17 protein-coding genes, 2 tRNA genes and 6 rRNA genes are annotated in these 26,602 nt (G+C 36.7%); 1 reads left to right on the top strand and 24 read right to left on the bottom strand.

From position 1 onward, the window contains the following. Positions 1-36: 36 nt before the first annotated feature. From ACWW38_RS10200 to ACWW38_RS10150, 11 genes are all read right to left on the bottom strand, one after another. Positions 37-112: transfer RNA gene (locus tag ACWW38_RS10200), tRNA-Phe, on the bottom strand. A gap of 5 nt (positions 113-117) precedes the next feature. Next, a 5S ribosomal RNA gene (gene rrf / locus ACWW38_RS10195) occupies positions 118-234 on the bottom strand. A 111-nt stretch (positions 235-345) separates the two neighbouring features. Continuing rightward, a 23S ribosomal RNA gene (locus ACWW38_RS10190) occupies positions 346-3,248 on the bottom strand. 206 nt (positions 3,249-3,454) lie between these two features. Beyond that, positions 3,455-4,966, bottom strand: a 16S ribosomal RNA gene (locus ACWW38_RS10185). The 16S, 23S and 5S rRNA genes sit together here with 1 tRNA gene alongside, the layout of an rRNA operon. Before the next feature lie 416 nt (positions 4,967-5,382). Continuing rightward, positions 5,383-6,303, bottom strand: a complete 921-nt coding sequence (locus ACWW38_RS10180) for a CPBP family intramembrane glutamic endopeptidase (RefSeq protein WP_456257446.1) — start codon at positions 6,301-6,303, stop codon at positions 5,383-5,385. A gap of 345 nt (positions 6,304-6,648) precedes the next feature. Beyond that, positions 6,649-7,389: a toast rack family protein gene (locus ACWW38_RS10175; protein ID WP_456257445.1), complete on the bottom strand. Its 741-nt coding sequence runs from the start codon at positions 7,387-7,389 to the stop codon at positions 6,649-6,651. A 30-nt stretch (positions 7,390-7,419) separates the two neighbouring features. Continuing rightward, the gene (locus tag ACWW38_RS10170; protein WP_456257444.1) at positions 7,420-8,214 is read right to left on the bottom strand and encodes a hypothetical protein; all 795 of its coding nucleotides are present in this window, start codon (positions 8,212-8,214) and stop codon (positions 7,420-7,422) included. Continuing rightward, positions 8,214-8,909, bottom strand: coding sequence for an ABC transporter ATP-binding protein (locus ACWW38_RS10165; protein WP_456257443.1), 696 nt, complete (start codon positions 8,907-8,909; stop codon positions 8,214-8,216). Before ACWW38_RS10165 ends, ACWW38_RS10170 begins: the two co-directional genes overlap by 1 nt. Positions 8,910-8,911: 2 nt before the next feature. Further along, a complete protein-coding gene (locus ACWW38_RS10160; RefSeq protein WP_456257442.1) occupies positions 8,912-9,280 on the bottom strand; it encodes a GntR family transcriptional regulator in 369 nt (122 codons plus the stop codon). Between the two features lie 169 nt (positions 9,281-9,449). Continuing rightward, positions 9,450-9,893, bottom strand: coding sequence for a PaaI family thioesterase (locus ACWW38_RS10155; protein WP_456257441.1), 444 nt, complete (start codon positions 9,891-9,893; stop codon positions 9,450-9,452). Between the two features lie 160 nt (positions 9,894-10,053). Next, complete coding sequence (locus tag ACWW38_RS10150) at positions 10,054-11,193, bottom strand: pyridoxal-phosphate-dependent aminotransferase family protein (RefSeq protein ID WP_456257440.1); 1,140 nt, start codon at positions 11,191-11,193, stop codon at positions 10,054-10,056. A gap of 228 nt (positions 11,194-11,421) precedes the next feature. On the opposite strand from ACWW38_RS10150, the gene ACWW38_RS10145 reads away from it, so the two are divergent. After that, the gene (locus ACWW38_RS10145) at positions 11,422-12,018 is read left to right on the top strand and encodes a uracil-DNA glycosylase (protein ID WP_456257439.1); all 597 of its coding nucleotides are present in this window, start codon (positions 11,422-11,424) and stop codon (positions 12,016-12,018) included. A 61-nt stretch (positions 12,019-12,079) separates the two neighbouring features. Here ACWW38_RS10145 and ACWW38_RS10140 read toward each other — a convergent pair whose 3' ends face one another. From ACWW38_RS10140 to ACWW38_RS10080, 13 genes are all read right to left on the bottom strand, one after another. After that, entirely contained in the window at positions 12,080-13,075 is a 996-nt protein-coding gene (locus ACWW38_RS10140) for a peptidase M42 (RefSeq protein WP_456257438.1), read from the bottom strand. A 104-nt stretch (positions 13,076-13,179) separates the two neighbouring features. Then, positions 13,180-13,449, bottom strand: a complete 270-nt coding sequence (locus ACWW38_RS10135; protein ID WP_456257437.1) for a hypothetical protein — start codon at positions 13,447-13,449, stop codon at positions 13,180-13,182. 18 nt (positions 13,450-13,467) lie between these two features. Then, positions 13,468-14,466 carry a M42 family metallopeptidase gene (locus ACWW38_RS10130; RefSeq protein ID WP_456257436.1) on the bottom strand — a complete coding sequence of 333 codons (999 nt, stop codon included), beginning with the start codon at positions 14,464-14,466 and terminating at the stop codon, positions 13,468-13,470. Beyond that, entirely contained in the window at positions 14,457-15,497 is a 1,041-nt protein-coding gene (locus ACWW38_RS10125; protein ID WP_456257435.1) for a M42 family peptidase, read from the bottom strand. Before ACWW38_RS10125 ends, ACWW38_RS10130 begins: the two co-directional genes overlap by 10 nt. A gap of 343 nt (positions 15,498-15,840) precedes the next feature. Further along, positions 15,841-16,773: an N-acetylmuramoyl-L-alanine amidase gene (locus ACWW38_RS10120; RefSeq protein WP_456257434.1), complete on the bottom strand. Its 933-nt coding sequence runs from the start codon at positions 16,771-16,773 to the stop codon at positions 15,841-15,843. Positions 16,774-16,844: 71 nt separating this feature from the next. Further along, positions 16,845-17,990 carry a mechanosensitive ion channel family protein gene (locus ACWW38_RS10115; RefSeq protein WP_456257433.1) on the bottom strand — a complete coding sequence of 382 codons (1,146 nt, stop codon included), beginning with the start codon at positions 17,988-17,990 and terminating at the stop codon, positions 16,845-16,847. Positions 17,991-18,214: 224 nt separating this feature from the next. Beyond that, positions 18,215-18,290: transfer RNA gene (locus tag ACWW38_RS10110), tRNA-Lys, on the bottom strand. Positions 18,291-18,295: 5 nt separating this feature from the next. Continuing rightward, positions 18,296-18,412: ribosomal RNA gene (gene rrf, locus ACWW38_RS10105) — 5S ribosomal RNA — on the bottom strand. A 111-nt stretch (positions 18,413-18,523) separates the two neighbouring features. Beyond that, positions 18,524-21,426, bottom strand: a 23S ribosomal RNA gene (locus tag ACWW38_RS10100). Positions 21,427-21,632: 206 nt separating this feature from the next. Continuing rightward, positions 21,633-23,144 (bottom strand): 16S ribosomal RNA (locus ACWW38_RS10095). 417 nt (positions 23,145-23,561) lie between these two features. Further along, on the bottom strand, positions 23,562-24,500 hold the full coding sequence (locus ACWW38_RS10090) for a GNAT family N-acetyltransferase (RefSeq protein ID WP_456257432.1): 939 nt from the start codon (positions 24,498-24,500) through the stop codon (positions 23,562-23,564). A gap of 1 nt (position 24,501) precedes the next feature. After that, positions 24,502-25,629: an MFS transporter gene (locus ACWW38_RS10085; protein ID WP_456260450.1), complete on the bottom strand. Its 1,128-nt coding sequence runs from the start codon at positions 25,627-25,629 to the stop codon at positions 24,502-24,504. A gap of 108 nt (positions 25,630-25,737) precedes the next feature. Further along, the gene (locus ACWW38_RS10080) at positions 25,738-26,448 is read right to left on the bottom strand and encodes a tRNA threonylcarbamoyladenosine dehydratase (RefSeq protein ID WP_456257431.1); all 711 of its coding nucleotides are present in this window, start codon (positions 26,446-26,448) and stop codon (positions 25,738-25,740) included. Positions 26,449-26,602: the final 154 nt, after the last annotated feature.

The raw sequence follows: 26,602 nt of genomic DNA, 5'->3' as shown, positions 1-26,602 counted from the left end.
AGCAAAAGATCCTAACTACATTGTAGTTAGGATCTTTGGTGGCTGGACCAGGAATCGAACCAGGGACACGAGGATTTTCAGTCCTCTGCTCTACCGACTGAGCTATCCAGCCATATTACCTGGCTACGACCTACTCTTCCACACCGTCTCCAGTGCAGTACCATCGGCGCTTTGAAGCTTAACCTTCGTGTTCGGAATGGGTACGGGTGTTACCTTCAAGCCATAATAACCAGATGCATGATTTGTCAAAATCTTCGATTTTGGTAACAAATCAGTACTCATCAGCTACGCTGAGGAGTTTCCTTAGAGAGATTGTTCTCTCAAAATTGCACAGTGAATTAATATTTGATCAAGCCCTCGATCTATTAGTATCAGTCAGCTTAATGCATTGCTGCACTTACACCTCTGACCTATCAACCTGGTAGTCTTCCAGGGATCTTACTAGCTTACGCTATGGGAAATCTAATCTTGAGGTGGGCTTCACGCTTAGATGCTTTCAGCGTTTATCCCTTCCCGACATAGCTACCCAGCTGTGCTCCTGGCGGAACAACTGGTGCACCAGAGGTCAGTCCATCCCGGTCCTCTCGTACTAAGGACAGCTCCTCTCAAATTTCCTACGCCCACGGCGGATAGGGACCGAACTGTCTCACGACGTTCTGAACCCAGCTCGCGTGCCGCTTTAATGGGCGAACAGCCCAACCCTTGGGACCGACTACAGCCCCAGGATGCGACGAGCCGACATCGAGGTGCCAAACCTCCCCGTCGATGTGGACTCTTGGGGGAGATCAGCCTGTTATCCCCGAGGTAGCTTTTATCCGTTGAGCGATGGCCCTTCCATACAGAACCACCGGATCACTAAGCCCGACTTTCGTCCCTGCTCCACCTGTATGTGTCGCAGTCAGGCTCCCTTCTGCCTTTACACTCTACGCGCGATTTCCGACCGCGCTGAGGGAACCTTTGGGCGCCTCCGTTACCTTTTAGGAGGCGACCGCCCCAGTCAAACTGCCCACCTAGCAATGTCCTGTGACCAGATTCATGGCCGCCAGTTAGAATTCCAGTACTATCAGGGTGGTATCCCAAGGACGACTCCACGAAAGCTGACGCTCTCGCTTCTAAGTCTCCCACCTATCCTGTACAGACAATACCGAAATTCAATGCTAAGCTACAGTAAAGCTCTACGGGGTCTTTCCGTCCAACCGCGGGTAGCAAGCATCTTCACTTGCACTTCAATTTCACCGGATTTGCTGCCGAGACAGTGCCCAAATCATTACGCCATTCGTGCGGGTCGGAACTTACCCGACAAGGAATTTCGCTACCTTAGGACCGTTATAGTTACGGCCGCCGTTTACTGGGGCTTAAGTTCACACCTTCGCTTGCGCTAAGCATTCCCCTTAACCTTCCAGCACCGGGCAGGCGTCAGCCCCTATACATCAGCTTACGCTTTAGCAGAGACCTGTGTTTTTGATAAACAGTTGCTTGGGCCTGTTCACTGCGGCCTGCTCTCGCAGGCACCCCTTCTCGCGAACTTACGGGGTTAATTTGCCGAGTTCCTTAGCAGCAATTCTTCCGACGGCCTTAGGATTCTCTCCTCATCTACCTGTGTCGGTTTGCGGTACGGGCACCAATTTGCTCCATAGAGACTTTTCTTGGCAGCGTGGAATCAGATACTTCGCCAAAATAGGCTCCCCATCACACCTCAGGCTCAGTTGAGCGGATTTGCCTACTCAACACCCTAAGTGCTTAGACGCACATCCAATAGTGCGCACATCCTATCCTCCTGCGTCATCCCATTTGTCAAACGCATTTTGGTGGTACTGGAATATCAACCAGTTGTCCATCGCCTACGCCTTTCGGCCTCGGCTTAGGTCCCGACTAACCCTGGGAGGACGAGCCTTCCCCAGGAAACCTTAGATATTCGGCCAACAGGATTCTCACCTGTTTTTCGCTACTTATGCCAGCATTCTCACTTCTGCACTGTCCACCACTCCTTACGGTATGGCTTCAACCTGTACAGAAAGCTCCTCTACCACGTGTCGTTAGACACATCCATAGCTTCGGTGGTAAGTTTGAGCCCCGTTACATCTTCGGCGCAGGATCTCTCGACTAGTGAGCTATTACGCACTCTTTCAATGAGTGGCTGCTTCTAAGCCAACATCCTAGTTGTCTTAGAAATCCCACATCCTTTACCACTTAACTTACACTTTGGGACCTTAGCTGATGGTCTGGGCTGTTTCCCTTTTGACCACGGATCTTATCATTCGTAGTCTGACTGCCGGGGTACGAGTATATGGCATTCGGAGTTTGATAGGGTTCAGTAACTGTTGTCAGCCCCTAGCCCATTCAGTGCTCTACCTCCACTACTTATTACCCGACGCTAGCCCTAAAGCTATTTCGAGGAGAACCAGCTATCTCCGAGTTCGATTGGAATTTCTCCGCTATCCACAGCTCATCCCATGGTTTTTCAACACCAACGTGGTTCGGACCTCCACGAAATTTTACTTTCGCTTCATCCTGGCCATGGATAGGTCACCCGGTTTCGGGTCTACGATATGCAACTAGTTGCCCTATTCAGACTCGGTTTCCCTTCGGCTCCGCACCATAAGTGCTTAACCTTGCTACATATCGTAACTCGCTGGCCCGTTCTACAAAAAGTACGCCGTCACACATTAACGTGCTCCGACCGATTGTAGGCACACGGTTTCAGATTCTATTTCACTCCCCTCCCGGGGTTCTTTTCACCTTTCCCTCACGGTACTTCTCCACTATCGGTCACTAGGTAGTATTTAGCCTTGGGAGATGGTCCTCCCTGCTTCCCACAAGGTTTCACGTGTCTCGTGGTACTCTGGATTAGATCTTGCCTCATTTCCTTTTTACCTACAGGGCTATTACCCTCTACGGCTGAACTTTCCAGTTCTATTCGGCTAAAGAAACTTTGGCGTTATGATCTATCCTCAACCCCAGAAACAAAGTTTCTGGTTTGGGCTCTTCCCCTTTCGCTCGCCGCTACTGAGGGAATCGATTTTTCTTTCTCTTCCTCTGGGTACTTAGATGTTTCAGTTCCCCAGGTGTTCCTCTATGCACCTATGAATTCAGTACATAGTATCTAGCGTTAGCTAGATGGGTTTCCCCATTCGGAAATCTGCGGATCACAGGCTATTTGCGCCTACCCGCAGCTTATCGCAGCTTATCACGTCCTTCATCGGCTCCTAGTGCCAGGGCATTCACCGTGCGCCCTTTGTAGCTTGATCTTTTTAGTATATTTAATATACTTAATTCAGCTTATTACTAAGTTTTACTTAGTTCTAGGTTTAATCTTTATATTCACTGTGCAATTTTCAAAGAACAAATCGCTAAACACGTTAGTGTTCAACGTCCTTAGAGAAACTTATAGTCTCTCAAAATTAAACAGAATTAAGAACCAGTCTATGAAAGCAGTGCTTTCATTTCTCCCTAGAAAGGAGGTGATCCAGCCGCAGGTTCTCCTACGGCTACCTTGTTACGACTTCACCCCAATCACCAATCCCACCTTCGACCGCTGGCTCCTTACGGTTACCTCACGGGCTTCGGGTGTTACCGGCTCTCATGGTGTGACGGGCGGTGTGTACAAGACCCGGGAACGTATTCACCGCGACATGCTGATTCGCGATTACTAGCAACTCCAACTTCATGTAGGCGAGTTTCAGCCTACAATCCGAACTGGGACCGGTTTTATAAGTTTAGCTCCCCCTCGCGGGATTGCATCTCATTGTACCGGCCATTGTAGCACGTGTGTAGCCCTAGACATAAGGGGCATGATGATTTGACGTCATCCCCACCTTCCTCCTGGTTAACCCAGGCAGTCTCGCTAGAGTGCTCAACTTAATGGTAGCAACTAACAATAGGGGTTGCGCTCGTTGCGGGACTTAACCCAACATCTCACGACACGAGCTGACGACAACCATGCACCACCTGTCTTCCTGTCCCCGAAGGGACTTCCTCAGTTACGAGTAATTCAGGAGATGTCAAGTCTAGGTAAGGTTCTTCGCGTTGCTTCGAATTAAACCACATGCTCCGCTGCTTGTGCGGGTCCCCGTCAATTCCTTTGAGTTTTAATCTTGCGACCGTACTCCCCAGGCGGAATACTTATTGCGTTTGCTGCGGCACCGAGGGTGGTACCCCCCGACACCTAGTATTCATCGTTTACGGCGTGGACTACCAGGGTATCTAATCCTGTTTGCTCCCCACGCTTTCGTATCTCAGCGTCAGTTATAGTCCAGAAAGTCGCCTTCGCCACTGGTGTTCTTCCTAATCTCTACGCATTTCACCGCTACACTAGGAATTCCACTTTCCTCTCCTACACTCTAGACACCCAGTATCAAATGCAGCTCCCAGGTTAAGCCCGGGGATTTCACATCTGACTTAAATGTCCGCCTACATACTCTTTACGCCCAGTAAATCCGGACAACGCTTGCCACCTACGTATTACCGCGGCTGCTGGCACGTAGTTAGCCGTGGCTTCCTCCTTGGGTACCGTCATTATCGTCCCCAAAGACAGAGTTTTACAATCCGAAGACCTTCATCACTCACGCGGCGTTGCTGCGTCAGGGTTTCCCCCATTGCGCAATATTCCCCACTGCTGCCTCCCGTAGGAGTCTGGACCGTATCTCAGTTCCAATGTGGCCGATCACCCTCTCAGGTCGGCTACGCATCGTCGCCTTGGTGAGCCGTTACCTCACCAACTAGCTAATGCGCCGCGGGCCCATCTCAAAGCGGATTACTCCTTTGATTATCTCTTCATGCAAAGAGATAATGTTATGCGGTATTAATCTCCCTTTCGGGAGGCTATCCCCCACTTTGAGGCAGGTTGCCCACGTGTTACTCACCCGTCCGCCGCTAATCCATTCCCGAAGGAATTTCATCGCTCGACTTGCATGTGTTAGGCACGCCGCCAGCGTTCGTCCTGAGCCAGGATCAAACTCTCAATTTAAAAGTTTAATCTTACTCAAATTTATTGACTGGCATTTCTTTTTACCTTAATTCTGTTTAATTTTCAAAGACCATTTTTTATCGCCATCTCTTGACGGCTTTATCATTCTATCACACAAAATTTTTCATGTCAACAACTTTTTTATTGCTGATTTCTAATTTTATGCTGCCGCGCTCTCGCAACGACAAGACATATCTTATCAGAATAACATATATATATTCTAAACTACTTCATCGTTTAAACTAATTTATACTTATAATACTCTTATTTTTTGCTTGTTTCTATATTTTTCGCATATAGATACTCCAGGCAAAGTATATGTTCAAATCTATTGTTCACTAGCTTTCTCCTACTCCTTGAGTACTTATTTCTTTAGTAAAAATAACTTTTTCTTTATAAAAATATTAGAATCTACATTAATTATTACTTCTTCTATTAGAAGTTAAAATCCAAACTATAATAATCCCTACTACTATAACTATAGTAGCTAGAATCCCCGCCTCAGGCCCAAACTTTCCACCAGTTAGAATATTTTCTTTAACTTTATTAATATTGTATATTCCCTTAGATTGAGTTGTTCCACTAACAGGAAATCCAAATACATTGCCCTGGAAATAATTCCAAGTGAAGTGATATCCTATAGGCATCCAAAGACTTTTAGTTTTAATATACATATAGGAAAACAGCATCCCCACTAAAAATATATTTATTAATCCAGTACTTTTTACATTGGGATTCCCTAAATGTAATATTGCAAATATTCCTGAAGTAGCGATTGCTGCAACCCATTCTGAACCTATTTGGCTTAATGTTGTCTGTATATATCCCCTACACATAATCTCTTCATTAATAGCTACTATTATAAATAATACTATTCCCCATAGCGCATTAGTTGTAAAATTAGGACTAGTAATTGAATTCTTCAAAGTGACGTTTCCTGTGCATAGTAATATTGTAAAAATAGCTGCCATAGATACTGCACCTAATATAAGTCCCCATTTCAATTCTTTAGAATGTTCTCTAATTGAATTAAATCCTATATCCTTAAATCTTTTATTTTCTATAAACCTTAGCAGTATGAATATAGTTAATATTAAAGCAATTAATCCCATAAGTTGAAGCATAAACATTCCAATTTGAGTATTGTATAAGTATTTTTGTGCTTCTTTATAAATCTGTTTTGGATTAGCTAGACTATTGTTACCTATAACTCTTTGCACTATAGCTAGAAGTATTTGTCCCATAAATCCACTTAAAATTATATATATAATAGCAAATAAACTTATTTTAAATACTGTTCTTATCTCTTTATTTTTATTAATAAATACTCTAATCACCATACCCCTCCTTGCAATAACTTATAATCTATTTTTAGAATTATTACCACATTAATTAATATTACTATCTATCATCATATATACTTTTTATTATTTTAACATATAAAAACTTTGCTATGAACGAAGCTATCTTTTTAAATAACAACACTATGTTTTAAGAGACTGCTGGTCACCTATAATATCGAAAATAATTCTAAATTTAGTATACCTATTGCAGCTAAACATTCGTTTAAAACAAATCTTAAAATAAAATAAAGTGATTGTATTCTTTTTCTACAATCACTTTAGTATTAGATTAAAGCCAACTATTCTATATTTTAAATTATTAATCTCTTTAATATATTTTTATTTTAGCTTAAATTCAATACGTCCAACCCCAGTTTCTATATCTACATTAATATTGTTTTTTGTTTTCTTATAGCTGTCATTTACATAGAAATCATCCTCTTTTTTTAATTCATTAGTCTTAATTGCTCCTATGCCTCTTTCAGCTTTAACTTTTACTCCTATATTTTTAGGTAAATAAACAATTGTATTTCCTACTCCTCCTTCAATAGTTAAATTTACATCTTCCTTATAATCTCCTGTAAGATCAATAACTATATCTCCAACGCCAGTTTTTATATTTAAATTCTTTATATTAACTTCTTTAAGATTTATATCTCCCTTTCCTACTCCCAGCTCAACATCCATGTTCATAGGTATATGCTTGTTTATCATTAAATTCCACTTATAATCATTTTTACCCATCTTAACATTAACATCTTGTGTGTGTGGCTGATTTATCTTAAGCTCTCCTTCATTTCCATTCACTTTATAGTCAACTTCTGGTTTCCACTCTGGGTCTCTATATGAAAATTCTCCTTCCATCAACTTATCTGTGTTTTTATCTATTATTAAGTCTCCAACCCCCATGCTAAGCTTTATATTTGCTTTTTTTACACCCTCTAGTTCTATAACTTTTTTATCTACTGTAATTTTCTTATCTTTTGTACTTACTGGTCCATTTATTGTTATAGCACAACCTGTCACCCCTAAAAGTCCTAAAGTTAGTAATACCGATACTATACCTTTTTTCAATGACACTGTAACACGCCCCTTTTTTATTATATAAATCTATATATCTATTTTATTGTCCATAAGATATCCAGTTGATATAAATAAGCCTATATAAACTATAATATTATAGATAGTAGATGCTATATTTATATTTAAAAGTGAGTTATTAATAGATATCATTGATTGGCCGTCTAAACTTAAGCTTCCTATTTTATCTTGAGCATTTTGAAGAAAATCTAGCTGAAAGCTAATTGTTTGAGGAAATATCTTCATTAGTCTATATTCTATATAGTATATACCCATATTCAATAATATGAATGTAATAAAGCCTAAAAATTTACTCATTCTCTTCCTTTTTAGTGCAACTCTAGTCAAAGTTATAGAAAAATATATCAGTAAAAGTAACATTATTAAATTGACTATACCAAACAACGTTCCTATGAGAAACATTGCTTTTGTATTAATATATACATTAAGCTGTTGCATCACATTTATATCAAATATACTACCTAATAAAATCTTAATTGATACTAAAGTTATGGTTCCTGCTATAGCAAACCAAATTGCTCCTGTTATAAGCTTTGAAGCTAATATCTTTTTCCCACCAATAGGTAAAGTGAATGTGAGATATCCTCTATCTTCGTATAATTCATTTCTAAAAGAATTTACTACAAAAACTAAAGCAGTTACGAAAAGGGCAACAGCAACTACAGAAAAAAGAGCAATTATTGCTGGATTACTCCATTTATTTATTCTTGTAAATAGCAAAATATTTAATAGAATAACTATACCAAATACCCCTCCAAACAATTTATAGTTACCTTTAAGTTCATATTTAATTAGCTTTCCCATTATTCAAATACCTCCCTAAATAATTCATCAATTGATTTACCTCTCTCACATCTTAGATCTTCAGCATTTCCAGAGAGAACTATGGTTCCATCTTTTATAAAGGCTATATTATCAAACACTCTCTCGATATCTTTTACAAGATGTGTTGTTATAATCATTGAACTGTCTTCATTATAATTTTGAATAATAGCATCTAAAATCTTTTCTCTTGCTACAGGGTCAACTCCAGCTAAAGGCTCATCTAAAATATATAATTTAGCTTTTCTTGATAACACTAGAGTAAGGTTTAACTTTTCCATCATACCTTTTGATAGTGAAGTTATTTTATAATCTTCTTCTAGTTTCATAAAGTCTAATAATTCCTTACATCTTTTAATATTAAAATCTTCATAAAAATCATTAAAGAATTCTATTGCATCTTTTATCTTCATCCACTTATATAAATAATTTCTGTCAGGTAAATATGAAACTAGTTTTTTAGTCTCTACTCCAGGCTTAATTCCATTAATCAATATTTCTCCATTTGATTGTCTTAAGATTCCTGCAGCGATTTTTATAAAGGTTGTCTTTCCGCTTCCATTAGGTCCTAGAAATCCTAATACCTCTCCTTTTTCTATAGATAAATTAATATCATTTAAAGCTTTTTTATTAAAATAACTTTTAGATAAGTTTTTAGCTTCTAATATTGCGCTCATCTTTATTCCTCCTCTTTTAACTTTTTACATACCATATCTACTATCTCATCACCATTAAATCCTAAGTGTTTCATTCCTTCGATAAATGCGTCCATTACATCTCTTGCAGTATCCGTCTTTAACTTATACAGTATATTCTCATCATCCGTTACAAAAGTCCCCATTCCTCTTTGAGTATATGCCAATCCTTCTCTTTCAAGCTCTTTATACGCTCTTTGAATTGTATTTGGATTAACTTTAAATTCTGACGATAAATCTCTTACGGAAGCCAATTTATCTCCTCCCTTTAATTCTTTTAAAATAATTTGCTTTTTTATGATGTTCATTATCTGAATGTATATAGGCGTTTTGTCATCAAAAACTATATCCATATCACACCTCCATAGTTGTTGCTGCATTGTTATCTCTTCTAATTGTCTCGTTGTATTAGTGTACTATAAGTATAATACACTAATACACATTTTGTCAACTTATTCCTAAAACTTTTCAAAAAAGTTAAAGACGTAAAGTATTAAATATCTTTACGTCTGCTTGGCTATATTATTTATTTTTATTATCTAAAAGTATTAAGTTAGTAGTACTTGTTGCGATTAGTTTTCCTTCCCTATTCTTTGCTTCTCCACACATATGGACTAATGTTTTACCTTTTGACTTTATGAAGGCAGTAATTATAAGTGCTTCGTCTAAAAATATTGGTCTTAAAAAAGTAGTACTTATATCTATGGTAGCTACTGGCGATCCATTTGTTTCATAAATACATAAAGATCCAAAAACATTATCAAATGCAGCAGTTATAAATCCACCCTGCATTCTTTTAGCAGGATTTAAGTACTGTTCTAAGACCGGGAAAGCCACTGTTAGTTTTTTCCCTTTTAAATATTCTACAAGCCTTGGTCTCATTACATCAAAACAATTAGGCGGACCTTCTTTAAAACGATCTCCTATTTCTTTTTCTATAGTTTCAAAGTCTGTATACCTCTGCATATATACTTCTCCTTTTGTAACTTTTAGCATTTTTGTAAGTACAAATATTATATCATAAAAAATATATAGTGCTTAAGTATAAGATTTAAATATTGTCTATAGACTTCTATAAAATTTAATATAATTAAACCTTAATATCATTACTTCAAAATATAACTATTTAATTCTTTAAGTTTTTTATAAAAGTTTCAACCATATCTACATTTAATTTAATGCCAAAATGTTGAAATGATCTTTGAAGTGCATTTAAAGTGTATATTATTTTTTCTTCTCTGGCATTTTCACCCATGTTACCTATTCTTATAACTTTTCCTTCTAAAAATCCAAAAGAACCCGCTACTAGAACATTATATTCTTTTAAAATGTAATTAATTAAATCTTTGCTTTCTATACCCTCTGGAACTTCTATTACTGTGACTGTATTTGAGTATCCATTTCTAGTATATAACTTTAATCCTGCTAATTTCACAGCTTCTCTTAGTGATCTTCCTATATTTCTATGCCTTTTTAAAATATCTTTATCTTCTAAAAGATTTTCAACCGCCTGTCTTAATCCTATAATATCGCTTATTGGCGGGGTATATGGACACCATTTCTTCTCATAATAATCCTTCCAAACTAACAAATTACAATAAAATGAAGCTATAGGAGTTTTTCTGCTCTCCATAATCTTAAATGCCTCTTCACTAATGCTCAAAAATGTAAGTCCAGCTGGCGCAGATAGACACTTTTGAGATCCTCCTAAAGCTATATCAATATTCCAATCATCTACTTTAAGTTCTTCTCCTCCCATGGCAGATACACTATCAACTACTGTAAGGATTCCATTTTCTTTTAATAGTGGACAAATCTCTTCTACAGGATTTAACATTCCTGATGGAGTATCACAATGAACAATAGTAGCATATTTAAAATTACTGTCCTTATTTAGAAAACTTTTTAATTCATCAATATCTATAGCTTCTCTTCTATCTGCTTTAAAAAATATTGGCTCTCCACCATACATCTTAACAAAGTCTGCAAACCCTTCTCCAAATATTCCATTATCTAATACTAACACTCTATCACCTTTTTCAGTAATAGACGCACAAGCTGCCTCAAGTCCTAGTATCCCTTCTCCACTTAAAATTCTAACCTGGTTTTTTGTCTTTAAGAATTCTCCTATCTTTTCACAAGTATCTTTATAAAAATCATAAAACTGAATATCTAAGTCTGGATTAGTTGTCTCCATTGCTCTAGCTAGTCTAACATTTTCTCTGACTTGAGTTGGACCAGGAGTCATAATAAAAGGAACCTTCATATCAATCGCCACCATTTCTATAAGATAAATATTTAATATTTTAGTTATCTAATAAATTCAGTAAATATTATAACACCAATAAAAAACTTTAAACTAGTGTACGGGTACATTTCTTAAAAGTTATGTTTTAATATAATAGAAAAAAGTATATAATATCTTTATTACAATAAATTATTTTATAATTATTATTTTTAAACTTTAATCTATTGTATTAAAGGAGGTTTTAATATGGAAACTTTAGAAAATCTTAAATTGAGAATAAAGAAAATAGCTGAAGAATATAACTCTGATGAAATCGGAGGATGGATTACAGGAGATGGGCCTATTCCTTGTGACATTTTATTTGTTGGAGAAGCTCCTGGCAAGACAGAAGTGGAACAAGGAAAACCTTTTGTTGGGATGGCTGGTGAAACCTTTGAAGGTTATTTAAATTCAATAGGTTTAAATCGTAATATGGTTAGAATAACTAATACTTGCTTCTTCCGCCCTATAAAAAAGAAAATTGGTAAAAATGGTAGAGTGACTGTAAGCAACAGGCCTCCTAAAATATCCGAAGTTAATCTTTTTAGAGAAATTTTAGACGAGGAAATCTCGCTTGTTAATCCTAAAATAATAGTAACCTTAGGAAATGTTCCTTTAAAAAGACTTACTAACTTTAGTAGTATAGGAGAATGTCATGGAGAAGTTTATTTTAACAAAGAACTAAACAGATATATATTCCCAATGTATCATCCTTCTTCACTAACTTATAATAGGAATGAATCTTTTAAAAGCACATATGAAAAAGATTGGATTAAGCTAAAAGAAGCATTGAAAACAATGTAGTTTTCAGTGCTTCTTTTTTGTATTCTACTGCTATATTTATTATCCTTCAGTTTTAAAATTATTAAATTTCCCTACTATTAACTATTGAATATATTAAATCTATGGTACTATTAACATCTTTTAATGATATCATCTCTTCTTGAGTATACATATATCTACATGGAACTCCTATCATTCCTGTTTTAATTCCTCCAACTTCTTTATGTATAACTCCACCTTCATTTTTTTCAGTGCCTATACTGTATTGAATGTTAACATTAGCTCTTTGTGCTGCATTCTCTATAATTTCCCTAACTTCATGATGTATTACTAAGCTTTTATCAAAAATAGAAACTATAGGTCCCTTATCAAGTTTTATAGCCCCTTTTCCCCCAATAAAATCTTCTGACTCTAGAGCATCTAATACTATTGCTGCATTTGGTTTTATTTCATATGCTGCTGCTATTGCTCCTTTAAATCCAGTTTCCATCTGAGTTGAAAAAACAAAATACATTTCTTTATCTAGATTATCAAAATCATTGATTTTCTTAATAACTTCAAGTACTATGTAACATGCCAATCTACTATGTAAATTAGGTGCCATTACTCTTCCATTGCTGTTCATTATATAACCTACAACCTCAGCTACATCCCCTTCTTTTATTTGGTTTGTAGCAACCTCTTTACTAGTAACTCCAAGATCTATAAATAAATCATCCTTTGATGGCTTATCTTTTGCACTATCTATTCTGCCTAGAACACCATTTTCAAATTTTACAAGGGTTCTAACTAACTTTTCTGGTTTAATGTTTCCTATGGGATAAGCTCTTATAAATCCGTTATTTTCTATCATGGTAGCTAAAATTCCCCCATTATCTACATGGGTGCAAATCATAAACTTTTCTCTTCCATTACCTAATCTTATAATGATGTTTCCTACCGCATCTTCTTTAACTTCCATATTTAGTTTTTTACTAATTTTAATAGCTTCTATTTCGCTTTTTATTATATTTTTTATGCTACTTTCTCTGCCGCTTACTCCAAAGGAATTTAATAACCGCTCTATTAGTTTATCCAAAACACTTCATCCTCTCATTAATTTAAGGGAGTAAAAACTCCCTCTGAAGCCAAGAACTCTGTTTATACAATAAATAGTATCATAATGATTTTATTAGACTTTATTTATCTGGATTTTCTTTCAAATAGTCTTAAAACCCCAAAAACTATAAAAGAAACCATTAGCACACCTACAAAAATCGAAAATATTGTACTTCCTGCATTAACTATAAGCTTGGTAGCAATTCCCCCTATTAAGGATAAAATACCAATAACAATATTGTAAATCCCAGTAACTCTACTCATAGACACACTTTTTCTGTTAAATATAAAAAACCCTACTATTAATAGGTAAATTCCACTTCCTATCATAAATAAGCTTTGCCACTTTTCCAAAAAAATCACCATCCATCCTTATAATGAACATACATATTCCTTTAATAATTTTAAAGTATTTTCATAATCTTTTATACTGCATACTGATATTGATGTGTGAACATATCTACATGGTACAGATACAGTTATAATCTTGGCACTGGAGCCAGCCATTACATAAGAACCTGCACCGTTTAATCCTACTGCAGATCCCTTTATCTGGTAAGGTATGCTTTTTTCCCAAGCAATCTCTTTTACTTCCTCAATTATATCTGCGTTATATATAGTTGTTTGGTTCATTATAGCTATTACAGGGCCACTGCCTAACTTTGCAGCTTGCATATTTTCTTCTACACCAGGCATATCATTGCATATAGTTCTTTCAATAATTATTCCTATATCCGGTTTAATATTGTATGCTGATGCATAAGCTCCTCTAGCCTGAATTTCTCCCTGAACATTAAAAATTCCATAAAAGTCGCAATCAAAATTATCCTTTAAAAGCTCTACTAAAATGCTGCAACCTATTCTATTGCACAATGCCTTGCCTTTTATAAGGTTATCTCCAAACTTTTCAAACATTGTATTAAAAGTCACATATTCACCTATAAAAACATTTTGCTTTGCTTCTTCCTTAGATTTTGCACCAATATCTATACATAAATCTCTTAGCTTATAGCTTTTTTCTCTTTCTTCTTTTTCTTGTAAATGTATAGGTTTTAATCCTATTATTCCTGGAATACTATTCTTACCTATAGTTACATCTCTACAAGGTAACGCTTTATTATCTACTATACCAAGGGGTGCAAATTTTAGAGTTCCATCCTGATTATATCCTGTTATAATTAATCCTATTTCATCCATATTAGCATTTACTGCAATTTTTTTACCATTGCCTTTTTTATGTGCTATAATATTTCCCATTCTATCTACTTTAATATCATCCACATAGTCTTTAATTTGATTTTTAATTATATTTCTTACTTCACCTTCATAAGCAGAAGGAGCCTTTGCATTACATAACTTTTCTAGAAGCATAAAGTTTCCTCCAACTCTTCGTATTTTAAATTTTCTATAAATTTAGCTAATATTCTTCCTGTATTTTTTATATCATCCATGTTAACCATCTCTACTCTTGTATGCATATACTTTATTGGAATAGACAGTAATAAAGATGGTATTCCCCCTCCTGTAATTTGTATATCCCAAGCATCAGTTCCAGTGTTTCCTGGTTCCACTTCTGCTCCATAGGGGATTTTATATTTTCTGCCTATTTCCATAACTCTCTCATTTAACTTAGTATGTAGATTAGGCCCAATACATATGACTGGTCCATTTCCTAAAATATTTTCTTTATCACTATCTCCCATTGGACCACTATCAAAAGTCGTATCTATAGCAATACCTATATCAGGTTTTAAATTATAACTAGCCATCTTCGCCCCTCTATGCCCCACTTCTTCTTGGCAAGAGCAAACAAAATATACATCTAAATCATGCTGAACACACTGCAACTCCTTTGCACATTCATACATTGCTACTATTCCTGCTCTATTATCTGTAGTTTTACATGACACATTGTTATTTAATAACTCTATAAACTTACCTTTAATAGTTACAAAGTCTCCTATTTTAACTATTTCTTTTAATTTTTCAGTGCTATATCCCGTATCAATGAAAAGACTATCTATCACCAGTACTTCATCTTTTTCATTATCAGTAGCCAAATAAGAAGTTCTAATTCCTATAACCCCAGAAATATCCTCCCTTCCATGAATAACAACTTCTTGAGAAATTAAAGCCTTTGGATCTATTCCAACACCTTTAAATTTGATAAATCCACCTTCACATATCTCTGTAATTATTAAAAATATCTCATCAGCATGTGCCATTATCATTATGCTGCCTATTCCTTTGCCTTTTTTATGTATAATTATATTATTCATATGATCTATGTATATATCTCCAAAAGGATCAAAAACTTCTTTTATCATTGGATAAATCATATATTCCCTTCCACTTGGTGCATGTGCTAAACATAATTTTCTTAGTAAATCCTTATTGTCCATAACTACCTCCTGTTACATAATAAGCTATATTAGTAATTATACAGTTAACTTATACCTCTCACAAGGTGGCAATATCTTATGAAAATCTCATATAAAATACCTCTTAAACTTTCATCTTTAAATTATTCCAAAAATCATAACAATTATTTACTTATAGATGTATATTTTCTTTCTATATGAACATAATGTAAATGAAAACTAAATAAAAAAAGAAAGCCGCGTAGCTAACTCCCCCCTGAATTACACGCGGTTTTCTTAATTTTATTAAACATATAAATTTTATAAAATTAATCGGACATAAAATTAAATTTTAACTATAAATATTTTAATAAATAATTATATATTATTTTTGAAGTAAGGTTACTCCCTTAGAAATAGACCTTGCAATTTTATCTTGATATTCACTATCGCTTAATTTTTTGTCCTCTTGAGGATTAGACAAAAATCCCATTTCAACTAAAACTACTGGTACAGTAGACCAATTAAAGCCTGTCATGTCATCTCTTTCTACTACCCCTCTACTCTTCATACCAACTTCATTTATTATTGTATCTAATATAACTTGTCCATATGATTTGCTTTGCTTATAAAAGTTTTTAGTATTTTCATTGTTAGAAGGTACAAGAACAGATAAACCATTTGCTGATTTGTTATCAGAGGAATCTGCATGTATTCTTATAACAAGAGAAGCATTAGCCTCATTTCCAATCTTTGCTCTTTCTATATTACTCATAGTATTAGTAGTATCTTTCTTTGTCATTATAACAGTGAAACCACTTTGTTCTAAGTAATTTTTCAGCTTTAATGCTACCTGCATATTTACTTTGTATTCTGGTGTTTTTGTAACAACTCCATCAGCACCACCTGTCTGTTTATATTTTAGGGTGGAAGATTTAGGTGCTACAGGTTCTTTTGCAAGATCAGCTCTGCTTGCATGCCCTGGATCTATTACTATTATTTTATTAGTTAGTCTATAATATGCCTTAGATATAACGCTATTTTTTGAAGTTGAATTTATATTTGATTTTGCTAATTTTATATTATCTTTTTTTGTATTTTGTTCATTACTTTTTAAATTATCTGTATTTTTTTGTTTATCTTCTTTTTTACTTTCCTCAGGTTTTTTTTCTAAGCTATTATTTTTAGAATTTGATAATTTATCAGTCTTAGGTGTAGCTACTGAATTAACATCTTTACTAACTGAGTTATTATTTCCACAAGCTGAAAGTAAAAATGATATAGACATGCATAAAGCAATCATTTTAAATTTTTTCATGTTTATCCTCCCAAAATCCTGTATGTATGCTAAACTAATTCTACTATAATAGCTTAGCACGAAGTAAAACTTTATTCTAGAGAGTTCTTTCTACTTTCCTTAATCAGAGGTGTTTCAAAATATACGCTACTACTTGGAAATGCAATACAGACTTTTTCCTTTTCTAATATATCCATAATCTTAAAGTTTATATCTTCTTTTATCTGTAAATACTTAGCCCATTCTGCAGTATTGGTAAAACAATATATAGATATATCTAGACTACTAGCACCAAACTTATCAAAATTAACTATTATACTGTCATCTAATATATTTTCATCTTTAGAAAGCATATCTTTAATTTCTTTTATGCAGTTTTGTAATTGTTCTTTAGATGTTTCATAGGTTACTCCTATATTAAATGCTATTCTTCTGGTATCTCTTTTTGTCCAATTGACAATTGTAGAATTAGATAGCGTTGAGTTAGGTTCTGTAACTAGTCCCTTATCTATAGCTCTTATTTTGGTACTTCTAAAGTTTATATCTTCTACTATTCCCTCAACATTAGATGTCTTTATATAGTCTCCAATGGAGAACGGTTTATCTAATATAATAATTAATCCACCAAAAATATTTGCAAGAGCATCTTTTGCTGCAAATGCGAAAGCTACACCCCCAATTCCAAGTCCTGCTACAAATCCACTTACATTATATCCCCACTCATCTAATACAATGCTTACTCCTAGTACAATAATTGTAACCCTTAATATTTTAGATAAAAACGGGAAAACTATTTTATCTAGTTTAATATTAAACCTATTAGATAATTCTTCATATAATAAAGAGTGTTCTGTTGTTAGATTGTAGCAACCCCATATTATTAATATAGCTACTGATGAGTTTAATAAGTGCTTTAAAAATACACTCTTTAAAAGATTATACGAAAATCCGCCTCCAATAAATAATATTGCAAAGTAAACTCCAGCTACTACAAAAAGTGACCTAATGGGCCCTTGAAAAGCCTCCAATATTTTTGTATCAATATTAGTTTTAGTTTTTTCTGTTATCTTAACTAAGACTTTTAAAATATACTTAGTAAATATTTTTCTTAAAATCATAAATACAAAAAATATCACTATACCGTAACCTATGTATCTTAATGTATTTTCATTTATTCTACCACTTAATAATGAAACTTTTTCAACAGCATCTTGAAAAACCTCTTGAGCTCCATCCATTTTAATACCTCCATATCAATCAATAATGCCTAACATTAAGTATTATACCCCTAACGTTAGGCAATCTAATTAGCAGCCCATAAATTTCATAATGACAAAAACTACATCTGAAACTACTGGCTCTATTCATACTATATATTTTAATAAACTTTGAGAATTTACTCAAGAAAACAATATGTAAATTAATATAAAGCAAAAACGCATCTCATTTACGAGATGCGTTTTGGTGATCCACCGGGGAATCGAACCCCGGACAACTTGATTAAAAGTCAAGTGCTCTACCGACTGAGCTAGTGAATCATATTACCTGGCTACGACCTACTCTTCCACACCGTCTCCAGTGCAGTACCATCGGCGCTTTGAAGCTTAACCTTCGTGTTCGGAATGGGTACGGGTGTTACCTTCAAGCCATAATAACCAGATGCATGATTTGTCAAAATCTTCGATTTTGGTAACAAATCAGTACTCATCAGCTACGCTGAGGAGTTTCCTTAGAGAGATTGTTCTCTCAAAATTGCACAGTGAATTAATATTTGATCAAGCCCTCGATCTATTAGTATCAGTCAGCTTAATGCATTGCTGCACTTACACCTCTGACCTATCAACCTGGTAGTCTTCCAGGGATCTTACTAGCTTACGCTATGGGAAATCTAATCTTGAGGTGGGCTTCACGCTTAGATGCTTTCAGCGTTTATCCCTTCCCGACATAGCTACCCAGCTGTGCTCCTGGCGGAACAACTGGTGCACCAGAGGTCAGTCCATCCCGGTCCTCTCGTACTAAGGACAGCTCCTCTCAAATTTCCTACGCCCACGGCGGATAGGGACCGAACTGTCTCACGACGTTCTGAACCCAGCTCGCGTGCCGCTTTAATGGGCGAACAGCCCAACCCTTGGGACCGACTACAGCCCCAGGATGCGACGAGCCGACATCGAGGTGCCAAACCTCCCCGTCGATGTGGACTCTTGGGGGAGATCAGCCTGTTATCCCCGAGGTAGCTTTTATCCGTTGAGCGATGGCCCTTCCATACAGAACCACCGGATCACTAAGCCCGACTTTCGTCCCTGCTCCACCTGTATGTGTCGCAGTCAGGCTCCCTTCTGCCTTTACACTCTACGCGCGATTTCCGACCGCGCTGAGGGAACCTTTGGGCGCCTCCGTTACCTTTTAGGAGGCGACCGCCCCAGTCAAACTGCCCACCTAGCAATGTCCTGTGACCAGATTCATGGCCGCCAGTTAGAATTCCAGTACTATCAGGGTGGTATCCCAAGGACGACTCCACGAAAGCTGACGCTCTCGCTTCTAAGTCTCCCACCTATCCTGTACAGACAATACCGAAATTCAATGCTAAGCTACAGTAAAGCTCTACGGGGTCTTTCCGTCCAACCGCGGGTAGCAAGCATCTTCACTTGCACTTCAATTTCACCGGATTTGCTGCCGAGACAGTGCCCAAATCATTACGCCATTCGTGCGGGTCGGAACTTACCCGACAAGGAATTTCGCTACCTTAGGACCGTTATAGTTACGGCCGCCGTTTACTGGGGCTTAAGTTCACACCTTCGCTTGCGCTAAGCATTCCCCTTAACCTTCCAGCACCGGGCAGGCGTCAGCCCCTATACATCAGCTTACGCTTTAGCAGAGACCTGTGTTTTTGATAAACAGTTGCTTGGGCCTGTTCACTGCGGCCTGCTCTCGCAGGCACCCCTTCTCGCGAACTTACGGGGTTAATTTGCCGAGTTCCTTAGCAGCAATTCTTCCGACGGCCTTAGGATTCTCTCCTCATCTACCTGTGTCGGTTTGCGGTACGGGCACCAATTTGCTCCATAGAGACTTTTCTTGGCAGCGTGGAATCAGATACTTCGCCAAAATAGGCTCCCCATCACACCTCAGGCTCAGTTGAGCGGATTTGCCTACTCAACACCCTAAGTGCTTAGACGCACATCCAATAGTGCGCACATCCTATCCTCCTGCGTCATCCCATTTGTCAAACGCATTTTGGTGGTACTGGAATATCAACCAGTTGTCCATCGCCTACGCCTTTCGGCCTCGGCTTAGGTCCCGACTAACCCTGGGAGGACGAGCCTTCCCCAGGAAACCTTAGATATTCGGCCAACAGGATTCTCACCTGTTTTTCGCTACTTATGCCAGCATTCTCACTTCTGCACTGTCCACCACTCCTTACGGTATGGCTTCAACCTGTACAGAAAGCTCCTCTACCACGTGTCGTTAGACACATCCATAGCTTCGGTGGTAAGTTTGAGCCCCGTTACATCTTCGGCGCAGGATCTCTCGACTAGTGAGCTATTACGCACTCTTTCAATGAGTGGCTGCTTCTAAGCCAACATCCTAGTTGTCTTAGAAATCCCACATCCTTTACCACTTAACTTACACTTTGGGACCTTAGCTGATGGTCTGGGCTGTTTCCCTTTTGACCACGGATCTTATCATTCGTAGTCTGACTGCCGGGGTACGAGTATATGGCATTCGGAGTTTGATAGGGTTCAGTAACTGTTGTCAGCCCCTAGCCCATTCAGTGCTCTACCTCCACTACTTATTACCCGACGCTAGCCCTAAAGCTATTTCGAGGAGAACCAGCTATCTCCGAGTTCGATTGGAATTTCTCCGCTATCCACAGCTCATCCCATGGTTTTTCAACACCAACGTGGTTCGGACCTCCACGAAATTTTACTTTCGCTTCATCCTGGCCATGGATAGGTCACCCGGTTTCGGGTCTACGATATGCAACTAGTTGCCCTATTCAGACTCGGTTTCCCTTCGGCTCCGCACCATAAGTGCTTAACCTTGCTACATATCGTAACTCGCTGGCCCGTTCTACAAAAAGTACGCCGTCACACATTAACGTGCTCCGACCGATTGTAGGCACACGGTTTCAGATTCTATTTCACTCCCCTCCCGGGGTTCTTTTCACCTTTCCCTCACGGTACTTCTCCACTATCGGTCACTAGGTAGTATTTAGCCTTGGGAGATGGTCCTCCCTGCTTCCCACAAGGTTTCACGTGTCTCGTGGTACTCTGGATTAGATCTTGCCTCATTTCCTTTTTACCTACAGGGCTATTACCCTCTACGGCTGAACTTTCCAGTTCTATTCGGCTAAAGAAACTTTGGCGTTATGATCTATCCTCAACCCCAGAAACAAAGTTTCTGGTTTGGGCTCTTCCCCTTTCGCTCGCCGCTACTGAGGGAATCGATTTTTCTTTCTCTTCCTCTGGGTACTTAGATGTTTCAGTTCCCCAGGTGTTCCTCTATGCACCTATGAATTCAGTACATAGTATCTAGCGTTAGCTAGATGGGTTTCCCCATTCGGAAATCTGCGGATCACAGGCTATTTGCGCCTACCCGCAGCTTATCGCAGCTTATCACGTCCTTCATCGGCTCCTAGTGCCAGGGCATTCACCGTGCGCCCTTTGTAGCTTGATCTTTTTAGTATATTTAATATACTTAATTCAGCTTATTACTAAGTTTTACTTAGTTCTAGGTTTAATCTTTATATTCACTGTGCAATTTTCAAAGAACAAATCGCTAAACACGTTAGTGTTCAACGTCCTTAGAGAAACTTATAGTCTCTCAAAATTAAACAGAATTAAGAACCAGTCTATGAAAGCAGTGCTTTCATTTCTCCCTAGAAAGGAGGTGATCCAGCCGCAGGTTCTCCTACGGCTACCTTGTTACGACTTCACCCCAATCACCAATCCCACCTTCGACCGCTGGCTCCTTACGGTTACCTCACGGGCTTCGGGTGTTACCGGCTCTCATGGTGTGACGGGCGGTGTGTACAAGACCCGGGAACGTATTCACCGCGACATGCTGATTCGCGATTACTAGCAACTCCAACTTCATGTAGGCGAGTTTCAGCCTACAATCCGAACTGGGACCGGTTTTATAAGTTTAGCTCCCCCTCGCGGGATTGCATCTCATTGTACCGGCCATTGTAGCACGTGTGTAGCCCTAGACATAAGGGGCATGATGATTTGACGTCATCCCCACCTTCCTCCTGGTTAACCCAGGCAGTCTCGCTAGAGTGCTCAACTTAATGGTAGCAACTAACAATAGGGGTTGCGCTCGTTGCGGGACTTAACCCAACATCTCACGACACGAGCTGACGACAACCATGCACCACCTGTCTTCCTGTCCCCGAAGGGACTTCCTCAGTTACGAGTAATTCAGGAGATGTCAAGTCTAGGTAAGGTTCTTCGCGTTGCTTCGAATTAAACCACATGCTCCGCTGCTTGTGCGGGTCCCCGTCAATTCCTTTGAGTTTTAATCTTGCGACCGTACTCCCCAGGCGGAATACTTATTGCGTTTGCTGCGGCACCGAGGGTGGTACCCCCCGACACCTAGTATTCATCGTTTACGGCGTGGACTACCAGGGTATCTAATCCTGTTTGCTCCCCACGCTTTCGTATCTCAGCGTCAGTTATAGTCCAGAAAGTCGCCTTCGCCACTGGTGTTCTTCCTAATCTCTACGCATTTCACCGCTACACTAGGAATTCCACTTTCCTCTCCTACACTCTAGACACCCAGTATCAAATGCAGCTCCCAGGTTAAGCCCGGGGATTTCACATCTGACTTAAATGTCCGCCTACATACTCTTTACGCCCAGTAAATCCGGACAACGCTTGCCACCTACGTATTACCGCGGCTGCTGGCACGTAGTTAGCCGTGGCTTCCTCCTTGGGTACCGTCATTATCGTCCCCAAAGACAGAGTTTTACAATCCGAAGACCTTCATCACTCACGCGGCGTTGCTGCGTCAGGGTTTCCCCCATTGCGCAATATTCCCCACTGCTGCCTCCCGTAGGAGTCTGGACCGTATCTCAGTTCCAATGTGGCCGATCACCCTCTCAGGTCGGCTACGCATCGTCGCCTTGGTGAGCCGTTACCTCACCAACTAGCTAATGCGCCGCGGGCCCATCTCAAAGCGGATTACTCCTTTGATTATCTCTTCATGCAAAGAGATAATGTTATGCGGTATTAATCTCCCTTTCGGGAGGCTATCCCCCACTTTGAGGCAGGTTGCCCACGTGTTACTCACCCGTCCGCCGCTAATCCATTCCCGAAGGAATTTCATCGCTCGACTTGCATGTGTTAGGCACGCCGCCAGCGTTCGTCCTGAGCCAGGATCAAACTCTCAATTTAAAAGTTTAATCTCACTCAAATTTATTGACTGGCATTTCTTTTTACCTTAATTCTGTTTAATTTTCAAAGACCATTTTAATTTTCGTCATCTTTCGACAACTTATTCATTATATCATTCTATCATCACCGTGTCAAGAACTTCTTTAAGTTTATCGAATAAACTCGTAATCAGTAAACCCGTAAACCTTCGAAAGCTTGACTACATAGCATTTACTGCGTTGTGTCTCAGCGACGACAATGAATATATTATCAAAACAGTAAATGTGTCGTATATTGTATTTATTCATTTATATAAAATAGAGTTCATATATTTCAATATATCTCTTAATTACTCATTTTTTTATATACTGACACTCCAGGAGCAGTATACATTTAATTATAATATAAAATAAAGAGACAGTGACTTTATCACTGTCCTTAATTATTTATTCTATAAAATGTTTTATGGTCTCTCCATTTACCATTTATATATAAATACTTTTCACTAACCCCTATCTCTTTAAATCCGCATTCCTTTAGTACCCTCTGTGACCTTATATTATCTACTAATGTACTTGCCTCTACTCTATGCAACTCCATATCATCAAAAGCATAATCTAATACAAGCCTTAAAGCTTCTTTCATATATCCTTTTCCTTGTTTTCTTTCATCTATTGAATAGCCAACAAATGAATTTTGGAATACTCCTCTTATTATATTACTTAACTGAATTTTTCCAATTAAATTTTTGTTTTCATATATTCCAAAGTTTACACTAGTACCATTTAAAAATTGTTTATAACTTTCTGATAGACCTTGTATTTGACCATCTAGAGTATAAAATTCTTTATCCCTAGATGGTTCAAATGGTTCTAAATAATTCTTATTTCTTAAATAATAGTCAAGAACCTGTTCTACATCTTCTGGAGTAAGTATCTTAAGTTCTATATTTTTGCCTTTTAATCTTAGAATATTAATATTATTATTCTTTTTAAAATCATCTATATCTATACCAAATATAAACTCATTTTTTCTTATGTTGTTAAGTATGTAGCTTCCCCAAAGTACACCTTCTAATATAAATCCTAATTCTACAAAAGGACTTACTATTATATCTTCATCAGTAATTACATTTATCTTATAAAACTTCATATTATTAAATAAAGATGATGCAACTAACTCTAATGCTTTTTTTAATAGACCACTATGTTCTTTATTATTTTTATAAAAACTTATTCTAAGACAACAGTATTTATTGTCCTGATTAATTTCTACCAAAAATATTCTTCCCAAGCTAATTCCAAATTTATCTTGAATTATGTATTCTTTATCTTTTATTTGGTTAATTTTTATTTCCCCTTTTTTTTCTTTAAACATTTCACCCTCTCCTACTTTTATCTGGTATTTTTTTAGTGTTTATGTAAATTAAGCATGTAAATATTACACTTAATGTTAAACTTAAAGGAATTATATAATAGGTTTTGTAGGTTCCAATAGAATCATTCAAAATTCCTATTAATATGTTTATAATCATGCTCATAAATGACGCTGCAGTTATTACTAACCCTGTAACATAAGCAGTATTCTTCTTAAATACTTGATTTATACTTAAAACCGTTGTTGGGAAAATGATAGCAAAAAATATTCCTGAGACTGAAATCATTACAATGCCTCTTTCTCCAATTAGTAAGCCTGTCATATATAATATAGCAGCTAAAGCTACTGACAGCAGAACACTCTTCATATATCCTATTTTTTCAACTATAAATCCACCTAATAGTCTTCCTACTGTAAATGTCCCGAAAAATAAAGCTGCATATATAGAAGTCCTATTTTCATTATATTTATAGCATTCGTGCATGAAATTTACAAACCAATTTCCTGTGTTACTTTCTGCAGCTACATAAAACCCTAAGGCAAACATATATAGATATATAAATTTATTTTTTAATATTTCCTTATTATCTATCTTATTATCCTCTTTAGATATATGCGGTTGTGGAATATTAACAAATAAAAATCCTATAAACATAATAATTGAAGTTATTGCTATAAACATATATATTTGTCTCCAAGTTATACCTTTATAAAGCATAACCCCCGCAACTCTTTGAGTTAATGTTGCACCTAGACCATATGAAAAATGAGTTAGATTCATTAGTATTGCTTGAAATCCTATAGCTATTACAGGTATTATAGTGTTAGTTGCAATACCTATGAATGCTTGTCCTGTATTTAGTAAAAATAATTCTATTAAATATATCGCAAAATTTTTAGAAAAGTATAATCCTATAGGTGCAAGAATCATAAGCATAAATCCTAGAATAAATACCTTCTTTTGACCTATCTTTTCACACAATATTCCTCCAACAAAAGTAAAGATCATATATCCAATAGAACATATCATTAAAGTTGTAGCAATCCCCTTATTATCTATAGAAAACTCTTTTTTAATTATAGGCACAAAAGGCCCTCTTACATTATCGCACATAGCAGATAAAAACATCATTAAAAAAATATATATTATTGCTATTATATTTTTGTTTTTACTCATCGAATCCAATCCTCTCAATAATAAAACCACACTAGCAGTAATATTATTAACCTTAAAGAACTATCCGTTAATTATATCTTTTATTACTTCACTTGCAATTATTAATCCACCTACTGAAGGTACAAATGCAATACTTCCAGGTGCTTTTTTCCTCATATTAGCTTCTTCCGGGCTTATTCTAGGTTTTATTGGTTGCTCCTCAGAATATACTACTTTTAGTTTTTTTATATTCTTTTTCTTTAATTCATGTCTCATTACTTTAGCTAATGGACAGACACTAGTTTTATATACATTAGACACTTTTATTTTTGTAGGATCTAGCTTGTTTCCCATTCCCATGCTACTTATAAGTCTTATATTATTTTTCTCACACCATACGGCTACTGAAATTTTAGATGATATTGTATCTATTGCATCTATTACATAGTCTGCACTTTTATCTATAAGATCACTAATATTGTTTTCATCTATAAAAACTTTATTAACTATAACATTACATTTAGGATTTATATCTAAAATTCTACTTTTCATAACCTCAACTTTTGATTGTCCTATAGTACTGTTAGTAGCAATTATTTGTCTGTTTATATTTGTAATATCTACTTCATCCTTATCAACTAACACTATAGTTCCTACACCACTTCTTGCAATAGCTTCAGTAGCAAAACCACCTACCCCTCCTACACCTAAGATTACTACTTTACTATTTTTTAGTTTTTCAATATTTTCTGAACCTATTATTCTTTCGGTCCTACTTAAAAAGTGTTGCATTATTTACTCTCCTTCTAATTTATTAATATTTAAATTGAATCCATTATTTATTATACCAAAATAACATAAGTGAATAATATTTAATATTTTAAAATAAGTTTAACTTTAATTACAGAATAAAAAAAACTGCGAAATTATTCACAGTCCTAAGTAT

The organism is Clostridium sp. JNZ J1-5, from assembly GCF_053901425.1.
This window is presented reverse-complemented; position numbering and strand designations above follow the sequence as displayed.

What these genes read in the sequence shown, in the direction of transcription:
- ACWW38_RS10160 (WP_456257442.1), bottom strand. Translation starts at nt 9,280, where the DNA reads ATGGATATAGTTTTTGATGACAAAACGCCTATATACATTCAGATAATG.
- ACWW38_RS10090 (WP_456257432.1), bottom strand. Translation starts at nt 24,500, where the DNA reads ATGTTTAAAGAAAAAAAAGGGGAAATAAAAATTAACCAAATAAAAGAT.
- ACWW38_RS10085 (WP_456260450.1), bottom strand. Translation starts at nt 25,629, where the DNA reads ATGTTTTTATCTGCTATGTGCGATAATGTAAGAGGGCCTTTTGTGCCT.
- ACWW38_RS10125 (WP_456257435.1), bottom strand. Translation starts at nt 15,497, where the DNA reads ATGGACAATAAGGATTTACTAAGAAAATTATGTTTAGCACATGCACCA.
- ACWW38_RS10145 (WP_456257439.1), top strand. Translation starts at nt 11,422, where the DNA reads ATGGAAACTTTAGAAAATCTTAAATTGAGAATAAAGAAAATAGCTGAA.
- ACWW38_RS10155 (WP_456257441.1), bottom strand. Translation starts at nt 9,893, where the DNA reads ATGCAGAGGTATACAGACTTTGAAACTATAGAAAAAGAAATAGGAGAT.
- ACWW38_RS10170 (WP_456257444.1), bottom strand. Translation starts at nt 8,214, where the DNA reads ATGGGAAAGCTAATTAAATATGAACTTAAAGGTAACTATAAATTGTTT.
- ACWW38_RS10130 (WP_456257436.1), bottom strand. Translation starts at nt 14,466, where the DNA reads ATGCTTCTAGAAAAGTTATGTAATGCAAAGGCTCCTTCTGCTTATGAA.
- ACWW38_RS10080 (WP_456257431.1), bottom strand. Translation starts at nt 26,448, where the DNA reads ATGCAACACTTTTTAAGTAGGACCGAAAGAATAATAGGTTCAGAAAAT.
- ACWW38_RS10165 (WP_456257443.1), bottom strand. Translation starts at nt 8,909, where the DNA reads ATGAGCGCAATATTAGAAGCTAAAAACTTATCTAAAAGTTATTTTAAT.
- ACWW38_RS10120 (WP_456257434.1), bottom strand. Translation starts at nt 16,773, where the DNA reads ATGAAAAAATTTAAAATGATTGCTTTATGCATGTCTATATCATTTTTA.
- ACWW38_RS10150 (WP_456257440.1), bottom strand. Translation starts at nt 11,193, where the DNA reads ATGAAGGTTCCTTTTATTATGACTCCTGGTCCAACTCAAGTCAGAGAA.
- ACWW38_RS10115 (WP_456257433.1), bottom strand. Translation starts at nt 17,990, where the DNA reads ATGGATGGAGCTCAAGAGGTTTTTCAAGATGCTGTTGAAAAAGTTTCA.